At 36.2% G+C, this 11,893-nt stretch carries 9 protein-coding genes and 2 pseudogenes; 5 read left to right on the forward strand and 6 right to left on the reverse strand.

The window, feature by feature from the left end:
• The coding region (locus tag F6K23_RS38610) for a tetratricopeptide repeat protein (protein WP_293166231.1) at positions 1-3,018 on the forward strand (3,018 nt) is incomplete at its 5' end.
• A gap of 108 nt (positions 3,019-3,126) precedes the next feature.
• On the opposite strand, the gene F6K23_RS38615 is transcribed toward F6K23_RS38610, so the two are convergent.
• The 3 genes and pseudogenes from F6K23_RS38615 to F6K23_RS38625 all read right to left on the reverse strand — a co-directional run.
• Entirely contained in the window at positions 3,127-3,276 is a 150-nt protein-coding gene (locus F6K23_RS38615; protein ID WP_293166232.1) for a hypothetical protein, read from the reverse strand.
• A gap of 9 nt (positions 3,277-3,285) precedes the next feature.
• On the reverse strand, positions 3,286-3,591 hold the full coding sequence (locus tag F6K23_RS38620) for a DUF6883 domain-containing protein (RefSeq protein ID WP_293166234.1): 306 nt from the start codon (positions 3,589-3,591) through the stop codon (positions 3,286-3,288).
• Between the two features lie 601 nt (positions 3,592-4,192).
• A pseudogene (locus F6K23_RS38625) lies at positions 4,193-4,522 on the reverse strand (beta-ketoacyl-ACP synthase); the annotation flags it as partial.
• Positions 4,523-5,525: 1,003 nt separating this feature from the next.
• Here F6K23_RS38625 and F6K23_RS38630 point away from each other — a divergent pair.
• Together F6K23_RS38630 and F6K23_RS38635 are read left to right on the forward strand one after the other, a co-directional pair.
• A complete protein-coding gene (locus tag F6K23_RS38630; protein WP_293166236.1) occupies positions 5,526-6,278 on the forward strand; it encodes a PEP-CTERM sorting domain-containing protein in 753 nt (250 codons plus the stop codon).
• Between the two features lie 434 nt (positions 6,279-6,712).
• Positions 6,713-6,913, forward strand: a complete 201-nt coding sequence (locus tag F6K23_RS38635; protein ID WP_293166238.1) for a hypothetical protein — start codon at positions 6,713-6,715, stop codon at positions 6,911-6,913.
• Positions 6,914-7,211: 298 nt separating this feature from the next.
• On the opposite strand, the gene F6K23_RS38640 is transcribed toward F6K23_RS38635, so the two are convergent.
• From F6K23_RS38640 to F6K23_RS38650, 3 genes are all read right to left on the reverse strand, one after another.
• Positions 7,212-8,363, reverse strand: coding sequence for a beta-ketoacyl-ACP synthase (locus F6K23_RS38640; protein ID WP_293166240.1), 1,152 nt, complete (start codon positions 8,361-8,363; stop codon positions 7,212-7,214).
• 7 nt (positions 8,364-8,370) lie between these two features.
• On the reverse strand, positions 8,371-9,123 hold the full coding sequence (locus F6K23_RS38645) for a peptidylprolyl isomerase (protein WP_293166242.1): 753 nt from the start codon (positions 9,121-9,123) through the stop codon (positions 8,371-8,373).
• Between the two features lie 430 nt (positions 9,124-9,553).
• Positions 9,554-10,117, reverse strand: coding sequence for a photosystem I assembly protein Ycf4 (locus F6K23_RS38650; RefSeq protein WP_293166246.1), 564 nt, complete (start codon positions 10,115-10,117; stop codon positions 9,554-9,556).
• Positions 10,118-10,254: 137 nt separating this feature from the next.
• Between F6K23_RS38650 and F6K23_RS38655 the strand changes: the two genes are divergently transcribed.
• Together F6K23_RS38655 and F6K23_RS38660 are read left to right on the forward strand one after the other, a co-directional pair.
• The gene (locus F6K23_RS38655) at positions 10,255-11,514 is read left to right on the forward strand and encodes a transposase (RefSeq protein WP_293166244.1); all 1,260 of its coding nucleotides are present in this window, start codon (positions 10,255-10,257) and stop codon (positions 11,512-11,514) included.
• 252 nt (positions 11,515-11,766) lie between these two features.
• Positions 11,767-11,893: pseudogene (locus tag F6K23_RS38660) on the forward strand (photosystem II D2 protein (photosystem q(a) protein)); the annotation flags it as partial.

Here is an 11,893-nt window from a genome sequence, read left to right on the forward strand (position 1 = left end):
TCTTTTAAGGATTTAGCTGATACAGCAGCAGCAATAAAACAATTAGATTTAGTAATTAGTATAGATACAGCAGTGGCACATTTGGCAGGAGCATTAGGTAAACCAGTCTGGATTTTATTACCTTTTGTGTCTGACTGGCGCTGGATGTTAGATAGAAATGATAGTTCTTGGTATCCGACAGCGCGATTATTTAGACAGGCTAAAATAGGAGATTGGAATAGTGTATTTGAGCAAGTTGGGGAAAGTTTAAAAAAATACCTAGTGCATGATTATTCTGCGGAGCAAATGCCAAAAATTAGGGAGACAAAATTTACCGCTGCTCAGATAAAACAAGCTTTGGCAGAATACAAGTCGGGAAACTTTCAAGAAACAGCAAATATTTGTCAAAATATTATTCAAAAGCAGCCCCAGAATTTTCGAGCTTTAGGACTTTTGGGTTTATGTGCTTATCAAGCAGGTGAAATAGAGCGGGCGATCGCTTATTATCAAGAGTCATTAAAAGTTAATCTTAATTATGCTCAAACTCATAATTATTTAGCTGTTGCACTTCAAGATAAACAGGAAATTGATGCAGCTATTAAACATTATCAAAAAGCTATTGAACTTCAACCACATTATGCTCAAGCATGGTATAATCTAGGACATACTTTTAGAGATAAAGGTCAGGTAGAAGCAGCCATTAAACATTATCAAAAAGCCCTTGAACTTAAACCAAATTATGCTGAAGCATATAACGGTCTAGGCTTTATCTTTTTAGAGCTAGGAAAGCTTTTAGAATCTCAAAAATATTATCAACAAGCTGTTAAATTAGACAAAAATCATGCAAATGCTCACTTTGGTCTGGCAAGTATCTTGCTGAAACAAGGAAATTTTATTCAAGGATTTAATGAATATGAATGGCGCTGGCAAAGGAAAGATTTTATCGGTATTAATCTTCGTTTCTCTCAAGCTCTATGGGATGGCTCAAATTTTCAGGGCAAAACTTTGTTAGTTTATACTGAGCAAGGTTTGGGAGATTCTATTCAATTTATCCGCTATATTCCTCTGGTAAAAAAATTAGGAGGGCGGGTAATTGTTGAATGTAATAAAGCTGAGTTGAAATTATTATTTACTACTGTCTCAGGAATTGATGAATTATTTGTTAAAGGTGAAACTTTACCAGATTTTCACCTGCAAACTCCATTAATGAGTTTACCTCGAATTTTAGGAACTACCTTAGAAACTATACCTGCTAAAATTCTTTATTTATCTGTACCAAAGTTAACCAATTTTGCCATCCCACCTGCTCCTGAAAAAAATCTCAAAGTAGGGATATGTTGGCAAACAAGTAGTAACGCTAACACTAGCCAAAAACGCTCTTGCCCAGTTGAATATTTACAAGAAATTCTCAGTATAGATAAAACTAATTTTTATCTTTTACAAAAGGAAGTATCTCCAACAGATTTAGAATGGTTGAATTCTCAAACTCAAATACACAATTTAGGTTCATCTTTTAAGAATTTAGCTGATACAGCAGCAGCAATAAAACAATTAGATTTAGTAATTACAATAGATACAGTTATTGCTCACCTAGCAGGAGCATTAGGTAAACCTGTTTGGGTAATATTAAATTTTGATTCTGACTGGCGCTGGTTGACAGACCGCGAAGATAGTCCTTGGTATCCAACAATGAGGTTATTTCGTCAGAGTAAATCCGATAATTGGCAAGAAGTTTGTACCCAAGTATCTCAGACTTTATCTACTCTAGTAACTGGTCAAAAAATTTCACATCCTCAAACTGCCGTTTTAACTCTTAATAGTAATACCAAAAAATCTAATAATCTCAAAAATTCAATTTCTGAAATAATGAAAATAATTACTATTGGCTGGCCATTAAATCCGATGACTGGTTGGGGTATTTATGGTATTAATCTTACTCTCCAACTACTTCAAAATCCCAGATATGAACCTTTATTATTAATCCCTCCTTCTATTCAACCTGGAATATTAAATCCCCTACATCAAGCTTTACTAAATCCAGCTTTTGATGCTCAGAAAAATTTGCAAAATCAACTCAAAAATCACCGAGGCAAAAAAATTAATCTCAACTTACCAATCTTACAAGCCTTAGGTAGTAATTTTTCTGTAAGTAATAATATTGTAGGAACCAAAAATATTGGAATTATTTTCTCAGAAAATACTCAATTTACCTCAGAACAAATTAATCGCTCCAAAGCTTATGATTTAATTATTACCGGATCTACCTGGAATACCAAAATTCTAGAAAACAATAGCATCAAACCCGTACAAAAAGTTTTACAAGGTATCGACCAAACCATTTTTCATCCAGCACCTAAATCTAATACTTTTAGCGATCGCTTTGTTGTTTTTTCTGGTGGAAAGCTAGAATATCGCAAAGGTCAAGACATTGTGATAGCAGCTTTTAAAATATTCCAAAAACGTTATCCAGAAGCACTATTAATTACAGCTTGGCATAATTTCTGGCCTCAATTCATGGTGGGAATTGAACAAACTGGAAATGTTGTAGGATTACCGAAAATTAGTCAAAATAAACGTTTACAAATTACTGAATGGTTATTAGAAAATGACATTCCTAGCAATGCAGTGATTGATGTTGGTCCGATTCCTAACTATATGGTAGGACAAATATTACGAGAAGCTGATGTGGCTGTATTTACAAATCGCTGCGAAGGCGGTACAAATCTGGTTGCAATGGAAAGTCTTGCCTGTGGTATCCCAACAATTATTTCTGCTAATACTGGGCATTTAGATATTATTAATAACTCTCATTGTTATCCCTTACATAATCAAAATTATGTAAAACCTACTCCACAGTTTCCAGGTGTAGATGATTGGGGAGAATCTGATGTTGAAGAAGTAGTAGAAATGTTAGAAAAAGTTTATTTTGACCGAGAAGATGCTCAACTTCGGAGCAAAGCTGCTGTTAGTTTTATGCAAGATTTGACTTGGGAAAAACAAATTCAACGTCTGCTTGTTGTGCTGCAAAATGTAATTTAAAAAGTTATACCAAGCGCGCTCAATAAGAGTAGGGCGGCAATATATAGGAGAAATAGGAAAAACAGATAATGGTGTAGTTGTGGTTACCGAATAATTAATAATTAATAATTAATAATTAAATAATTCGCGCCTTGAAGCCTCCCCAACAATTGTTCCTACTTGTCCTCTATATAGAATAATAGATTTTCCTGTTTCAAAATGAGTTTTTTGTCTATCCTCAGTTAATGCAGCTATATCTAATTCTTGAAATTCAGTCATAATCATAACTCACTTACTAACAGGATAACAATTTGTTAATCTCGGAAAATCTTCTCCTGTACGAATTATCCAGGCAACTAAAATCAGAGATTCTCCTATATCAGTCTTGAGAAATAACCTTATATTATAGTGTGTACCATATTCATTTACTTTACGAATAATAACCGATTCATTAATAGCACCTCTTTTAATAGCACTTTTTAAAATTTCTACATTTTCTAAGGTTATTCCTAGCTTTTGTTGAAAAATGGTAGCTTTATTTTTCCCTTTTTGATGATTAATATAGAATCCGGTTATATAATAATATATGTTCATGATTCTCGATCAGACTTCAATATTCAAGCTCCCACAAATATAGAATTAATAATAATTAAGTGTTCAACCTGATTTTATATGAGGGTTTGGAGATCAAACTCCTAGAATAATGTTTTCTGATTTTTTTCATATAGGAGGGGTCTGACCCTAAACTGCAACGTTATAGTTATTGAAATTTTTGGTATTAGAAGGGGTCTGACCCTAAACTGCAACGTTATAGTTATTGAAATTTTTGGTATAGAAGGGGTCTGACCCTAAACTGCAACGTTATAGTTATTGAAATTTTTGGTATAGAAGGGGTCTGACCCTAAACTGCAACGTTATAGTTATTGAAATTTTTGGTATAGGAGGGGTCTGACCCTGAACTGCAACGTTATAGTTATTGAAATTTTTGGATGACATAGAATTCGGCGATAGATAAAATATATGTTCATAATTCTATCTAGACTTCAATCTCCCCTACTGCCCAAACTATATAATAGGTATTCAATTTGATATAAAATTAAGACAATAACTTTCAATTTGATCGCCTAATTCCGCTTTAATTCCATTGGGAAGTTTCATAATTAAAAACTATTTAATTAGAGCAATTTATCCTGCGCTACACCCTACTCAACACCAACGCAGCATTTTGCCCACCAAACCCAAAACTCAAACATAAAACATTTTCCACCTGAGACTCACGACTATACCTAACCAAGTCTAAGTCAAATTCTGCCTCATTTAATCCCACACAGGGAGGTAAAATTTGATGCTCGATCGCCATCAAACAAAATGCAGCACCCAATGCTCCAGATGCTCCCAATGCATGACCCGTCGCTCCCTTTGTCGAACTAACTGCCACTTTGTGAGGAAAAATTTGCTCAATTAAATTAGCTTCGTGGCGATCGTTTAATTGAGTTGCCGTTCCGTGAGCATGAACATAGTGCAATCACATATTTTGTATAGACTGACACAGCTAAAACTGTGCACTCTTATTTTTGTTTCTAGGTGTCTTTATCTCCCTATCTCCCCATCTCCCCATCTCCCCATCTAACGCACCATTTTAGATGTGTCAGTCCAGTGGGGTGCGTTACCGAATAATTAATAATTAATAATTAAATAATTCTGGTTTAAAACCTCCCCTTTTAAAGGGAAAAAAGCGGTCGTTAGCGTAGCTTCCCGAAGGGTGGGATGGCGCCATTCGGAGCGGCTCTGATAAGAGCGGGTCTCCTCGCTGGCCGACCATCGACCAAGAGAAGAAATAATATTTCCTTATATTCAATTCCGTAACGGTTTTAACCAGAGGTAATTATCAATTATCAATTAATGAAGTTCCTAAGGTACCCTACTAGGCCTTATAGATTACATCATTATCAATTCCAGATGAATGCTGAGAAAATATTAATCAATTTTGATTTAATTTATACCATTTTATATAAATAATGTCAATATTTTTTTTAAAAATTTTAACTAGCCACCAAGTTTTGTCAAGTTTTGTGAAGATTAAATGAAGACAAATCTTCAGAATCTTTGAAAACCTACTATAAATTTTACTTATAAGTCCAACGTATTTCCGTAGTTAAACGGATTTAGTATATTTGAATGATTAATTAGCATCATTTTTTTCGATCAAAATTTAGTTGAAAATTACAATTTTTGCACGCACTATATCCTTTTCAACAACACATTCTTTTTTGATATATGATTTAGATGTTCTATGCTTTATTATTTATTAATAATTGCCCTTTTTTAGTCTATGATTTAATGTTGTTTTTTAAATAAAATTTAAGATCATTTATCTCGATTTTACTAGATTTTATGGTCATTTGAATAGCTTATATCTTCATGTATCTTTGATTTGATAAAGATTCAGTAAAGATGGTGATTTATTATTGCTTTATTTTGATAGCATTCGCTATTCTTAATTCAGAACAAATTAATAGGAGTTTTCCATGAATAACTTACATAAAAGTCTGATAGCAAGCAGTGTAGTTGCTGTAGGTCTAAGCATTAGTGAAGCTTCTCATGCTATCACCTTGATCAAAAGCCAAGACTTTGCCGGACCGGGTCCAAATGTGCCTTCACTATTTTATGATCTAGGCGATGGCTTAGAATTGACAGTTACTGCGGGGATTCACTCTGGTGGAGCTAGTGCAAATGCTCCTTTCAATCTTATTGCCCCTGCTTTCGTCTCCCAAACAGGTGGAGGGCAACCAGGTCTGGGTGTATTTAATGGAAATCCTCGTGACTCATCTCAACTAGATGCTTCTGGTCCAAACGAATTCCTGCGTTTTACCTTTAATAAAGAAGTGACTCTATTATCCACTATCTTTGAGGCTGCTGATAGAAATGACGAATTCGATCTTGGCATTGATGGTATTGACTTAGACATTAATGATACTTTCGGAAATGACAGACTCCGGAGTTTTCCTGGAGCAGGATTTCGCGGTCGTACCGATCGCAAGGTAGATTTCAGTGACGGTGTTGACTTTGCTGGTGATGGAACCAATGCTCTATTCCCTGCCAAGGGTTTAGTGTTCGATTTCTATACTGGCGATCGCAACGACGATTTTCTGATTAAAGAAATTAAGGTTGCTGTAGATGTACCAGAAAGCACAAGTATCTTAAGTATTCTAGCTCTTGGTACTCTAGGTGCAATTTCAACTCTCAAACGCAAATTTAATCCTTCAAAATTCATCAAGTAAAGAGCTAGGAAAAATGAAATGGTAGTGCATCTAGAAAGTGTGGGAATAATAAGATTATCATTGTTCCTAACGGGACTTGAGTAAAAAATGCCTTAAAAATAGTTTTAAACCCTTGCTATATAGTGCTTTAACTTCAAAATAGTCTATTGATTGATCTATCTAGGTTTGAGCCATTTTTAGCCAGAGCAAGGAGAATACCTTGCTACCATTGAGTTTGAAGCCATTTTTAGCCTAAAAAATATTCAAGTCCCGCTAAATACTTTCAATCATCATGGAATGTCGCCATCAGAAAGCTCAGGTATCATGGAAAGACAAGTATTGGAAGTCAACGATATGATTGTCCTGAATGCCTACAAACTTTTCCTGCGCAATGCTGCGCAAACACCGATACTTTTGACAAGCTCTACTATAGTAGAAAAATTCAACCTGAACAAATGCCTATGGTTATACAGGTTGATGCAGTAGACATCAGACATCTCCGAAAAAGATATAGACTTTTTGCGCATAGTATGCAACAGGCAACAGGCAACAGGCAACAGGCAACAGGCAATAGGCAACAGGCAACAGGCAACAGGCAACAGGCAACAGGCAACAGGCAACAGGCAACAGGGAAGAAATTTTTAGGAAAAAAGTAAGAAAAATGATTTAGGGAAGTGACTTTTACTTCTCTTGCTTATTCTAAACAAAGGACAAGTTTATTTTCTGGAGATATCTAGTAGTTGAAGAGGCATTAGTCGAACAGTTAATCTAGCCGATCATACGGTAGTGAGTTTGGTGAGAGCTGCCTCAGAAAAAAAACAAGAGATAGGCTTTTCAAGCCACATAATTTGTCGGAAAAATCCTGAATTGAAAGAACGCGAAGATTTCAGCCAGAGTAGTAAAAGCGATCACCCAGGCATCAAAATTTTCTAGTTCTTCCTCAGATTGGAAAATTCAATTTCCTGAAGTTAAGACTAACGCAGCATTCTGCCCCCCAAACCCAAAACTCAAACATAAAACATTTTCCACCTGAGACTGACGAGCATAACTCACCAAGTCTAAATCAAATTCTGCCTCATTTAATCCCACACAGGGAGGTAAAATTTGATGCTTGATCGCCATCAAACAAAATGCTGCCCCCAATGCTCCAGATGCTCCCAATGTATGACCTGTTGCTCCCTTTGTCGAACTAACTGCTACTTTCTGAGGAAAAATTTGCTCAATTAAATTAGCTTCGTGGCGATCGTTTAATTGAGTTGCCGTTCCGTGAGCATGAACATAGTCAATATCTTCAGCAGATAAACCACTTCTTTCCAAACATTGAGCGATCGCTAACATTGCACTTTTGCCACTCAAGTCTGGAGCATTACCATGACTGGCATCATTTGTCAAACCAAAACCCCGAATTTCACCATAAATTTTAGCCGATCTTTGCCGTGCAAATTCAGCCGACTCTAATAAAAAAACAGCAGCTCCTTCACCCAAAACTAATCCTTCCCGACTGCGGTCAAAAGGATAAGCACCTGTTTGAGCCAAAGCTCCCATTTTTCTAAATCCTGCTATACTCAGAGGTGTAATGGGAGATTCTACAGCACCCGCAATTACCTGTTGACATTGACCAGTTTCAATTAACTCTACGGCACGAGCGATCGCCCATATTCCCGTCGCACAAGCAGCCATTGGAGCAAGAACAGTCCCCTCTGCACCTATCTGACTCGCAGCAAAAATAGCAGGTTGATGGGGCAACAAATTAATAAATGAAGTGTCATCTTTTTCCAGATCGTTTTGCTGACCATCTCCAATAAGCTGCTTTTTTGCCAACTTTTCCAGCATTCCTTGATAGCCACGACTAGAACCGATGACTACACCACATTCAGGTAGGGGCAGTGTTAAACCTGAAGATTTGACAGCAGTTTCTACGACTTCCTTGGTTAACTGAGTTAAATTAACAGGTTGAAAATTTATTAAACCCAAAGGTAAGGGAGGTAATTCTGCAAAAGGTTGATGTAACTTAATAGCAGAGTTACCCTCCAACAGTTTTTTCCAACTTTGATGGAGATTCCCCAAGGCAGAAGTGAGACCGATACCCGTAACTACAACTTCCACAATTAAGTTATGATTTGCTGCTAGTGCTTATGGTTAAATTTTCCAGACCTTCAACAACTTTAGCTGACTCAATGCGATCGCCAGCTTCAATATTATCAACAACTTCTTTCATCCCTTGTGTCACATACCCGAATACTGCATAGTTACCATTCAAGAAAGGCAGGTCAGTTAAAGTAAAATAAAATTGGGATGAAGCAGAGTCAGGAAATTGAGAGCGAGCCATTGCTACAGCTCCTCTTGTATGAGGTAAAACAGGCGTCTGCGCAATACCAGCTTCTTCTAAAGTGTTACTGTAAACTGGAGCTGAAGCATCTTGAGGTTTAATTTCCAGAGGAATGTAACGTTCACTAGATGTTGTGGGGTCTATAAAACCTCCTGTACCTAAATTATTTAAGGAGATATTGAGGTCTTTACTTTGAGGGTCGCCACCCTGAACCACAAAAGGTTGAGGTTCGCGCACTACTCGGTGAAATACTAACCCATCATAAACCCCTTTTTGAACTAAATCAATAAAGTTACCTGCTGTAATAGGTGCGTTAATGCCGTCTACTTCTATAGTTATAGGAGAGGAATTCACAGTCATCACCACTGTTGCTTTACCCTTGAGCTGAGGTAAACTGCTGTACTTAGCATCTAATGTTGTTTGACTTGATAGGGTCGAAACTTCCTTATTAGGAACAGAGGTGGCAGTACATCCTGTCACCAACAAAGTTACTACTATGATTAATGACAATAACCACTGGCTGATTTTTCTTTGCATTTTCACTAAAATTATTATCGTGGACTTTAGACATTCAATATTAATTTTATAGATTTTTCCTGCCCTCTTTCAAAGGGAGCAAGAGTACCTATCCCTAGTAATCTGGAAATTCTGAATCATCCCAAGTTAAGTCTAAAATCTAAATAACTTATATAAAGTACGGTCTAGTCATGGCACAAGAGTAAAGAAAGAAGAAATAAAGGAAAAAAATGATAGGGATAGGTAGCTTCTAGGATGGGAAAATAGCTAATTTTAGTCATCATTTTCCAATTTATTGTTTGATCGTTGCTATTATATAGCAGTCGAAGGAAAGGGCGCGGACATCTCAAAAGTTTAAAACTCAGACAAAATAAGACTGTTCCTTCTTTCTTCTTCCTTCTTTCTTCTTCCTTCTTCCTTCTTCCTTCTTCCTTCTTCCTTCTTCCTTCTGCTATAATCCTTCCAAAGGGACTTGAAGAAACTTCGCCAGTTGAGCCGCTTCATTTTCTAATTTTGACAAGGCCAATGGTTGACCTACACGGGTAAGAGGTATTTTACGACTATCTTTGAGACGAAGATATATAGCTCTACGGGGATTGAGACCTTCTTTAATATCTACCTGAATAGATTGCACATTTTCAGTAGGACAAGTAAATTCTACTTTACGGTTCTTACCGGGAAATCCCCAGCGAAAAATTATCACCTGGCCTTTTTCTTGGTTATACTCATTGTAGCCACCACCAACGTCCCAAATAATACTGAGCCACAAAAAGAGTCCATAAAGCGTACCAAGCACACCATAAAATCCCATAGCTATTCCCTGGGGTAAAAAAGTAAGCTGGCTAGGGTCCGCAACAAATAATAGATTAACTTTGAGATAGCTAGATATCCCTGATAAGAGGAAACCAATACCTCCCATACTAACAATTACAGCCCAGAAGTAATTACTGAGACGACGAGATCCTATAATTTCTTTACGCAGTAAGCGATCGCCTATCAAAGTTTGAGTAGTCATCATAAACTTTTGGTAATTGGGAAACCACCGTCTTTTAAGCGGTGGATGGAAACGACTCGAAGGGTTTTAACCTGTAGTCAAGTTGACATTTAAGCGTGATTTTCGCTATAATATGCATTATACAGCGAAAGTTAATTATGTATCTGACCCAAAAGAACAAAATCAGAAACCTGTCTAGCCAGGAGTTTAAAGCCTTAAAGCAATTGTGCAGATTGTCCAAGAATATGTACAACGTAGGACTTTACTCTGTGCGACAGTTTTATTTTGCTGAGGGCAGATATCTCAGATACGAGTCAAATTACCATTACTGCAAGGATAACGAAAATTATCAACTACTTCAAACCGATATTGCACAGCAAACTTTAAAAGTTGTAGATAGGTCTTTTAAATCATTTTTCAACTTCATCCAGAAAGCTCAGGAAAGTCTATATCGTTGGGAACAAATACCAATACCTAGATACCTTAAAAAATCAGGATATTTTCCTTTAATCATACCTCGAATTCAGGTAAAAAATGGGTATTTTAATATTCCAATGTCAAGAAAATTTAAGACTGAATATGGTGCTGTTAAAATCCCTTTTCCTCAAAGATTGATGGGTAAAAATCTCAAGGAAGTTCGGATAATTCCTAGATATGATGCGAGGTTTTTTGAAGTAGAATTTATTACTGAAGAAGAACCACAGAAAGTAGTAAAATCTGACAATGCACTAGCAATAGACCTTGGTTTAGATAATCTAGCAACTTGTGTATCAAATACTGGGTCATCGTTCATTTTGGACGGTAGAAAGCTAAAATCAATCAACCAGTGGTACAACAAGGAAAATTCTAGATTGGAGTCATTAAAAGATAGACAAGGCATCAAAGGTTTAACCAAAAAGCAAATTAGCATTAGAGTAAATCGGAACAATAAAATTAGAGATTACCTGAATAAAGCAGCGAGATATTTAATTAACTGGTGTAGAGAAAACAAAATATCTACTATTGTTGTAGGTGTAAATCCAGGAATAAAACAAAGTATCAATTTAGGTAAAAAAACAAATCAAAAGTTTGTGCAAATACCACACAACATTTTTAGATTCAAACTAAAAGCTATGTGTGATAGGTATGGGTTAATTTACACTGAACTTGAAGAGTCTTATACTTCCAAGGCTAGTTTTTTAGATAGAGATAAAATACCTGTTGACAATGCTGATAACCCGAGTGAATATAGTTTTAGTGGCCAACGAATTCAACGTGGTTTGTATAAAACTAAGCAAGGAAAATTGATAAATGCGGACTGTAATGGTGCTGCAAATATTGGAGTCAAAAGTAAGCTGAATGGGTTTACCCCAGACAGATTAGAGGCATCTTTGGCGATGCCATTAAGGGTAAAATTTGATGTGGCTTTAGCCTGTTAAATTTGTTACCCTTAAGAATCCACGCGGATTTATCCCACGGAGTGTCAAAAATCCTCTATATCTACTATAATTCTCAATTTTAAAATTTTTTAGACCCAAAATATATTTTTATCTAAAATCTAAAGTAAAGCTTAAATAAATTTAATTTACTGCGGAAGATAATTGCAAAATTTCTTAAACCTATATATACTTATGTTAACTTGCTTAAGAAAGCAAACTTTTTAATAAAAGCAAGAGGATATAAAAGTAGTTATGACTGTAGCAGTCGGACGCCCGCAGAGTCAACGAGGACCATTTGATGTCCTGGATGACTGGCTGAAACGCGATCGCTTCGTATTTGTAGGTTGGTCTGGTGTACTATTGTTCCCATGTGCTTTTC

The organism is Okeania sp. SIO2C9 (assembly GCF_010672455.1).
Lineage (GTDB): Bacteria > Cyanobacteriota > Cyanobacteriia > Cyanobacteriales > Microcoleaceae > Okeania.

Coding starts and splice junctions, on each gene's coding strand:
- F6K23_RS38650 (WP_293166246.1), bottom strand. CDS start 10,117: ATGACTACTCAAACTTTGATAGGCGATCGCTTACTGCGTAAAGAAATT.
- F6K23_RS38615 (WP_293166232.1), bottom strand. CDS start 3,276: ATGACTGAATTTCAAGAATTAGATATAGCTGCATTAACTGAGGATAGA.
- F6K23_RS38630 (WP_293166236.1), top strand. CDS start 5,526: ATGAATAACTTACATAAAAGTCTGATAGCAAGCAGTGTAGTTGCTGTA.
- F6K23_RS38620 (WP_293166234.1), bottom strand. CDS start 3,591: ATGAACATATATTATTATATAACCGGATTCTATATTAATCATCAAAAA.
- F6K23_RS38635 (WP_293166238.1), top strand. CDS start 6,713: ATGCCTATGGTTATACAGGTTGATGCAGTAGACATCAGACATCTCCGA.
- F6K23_RS38645 (WP_293166242.1), bottom strand. CDS start 9,123: ATGCAAAGAAAAATCAGCCAGTGGTTATTGTCATTAATCATAGTAGTA.
- F6K23_RS38655 (WP_293166244.1), top strand. CDS start 10,255: ATGTATCTGACCCAAAAGAACAAAATCAGAAACCTGTCTAGCCAGGAG.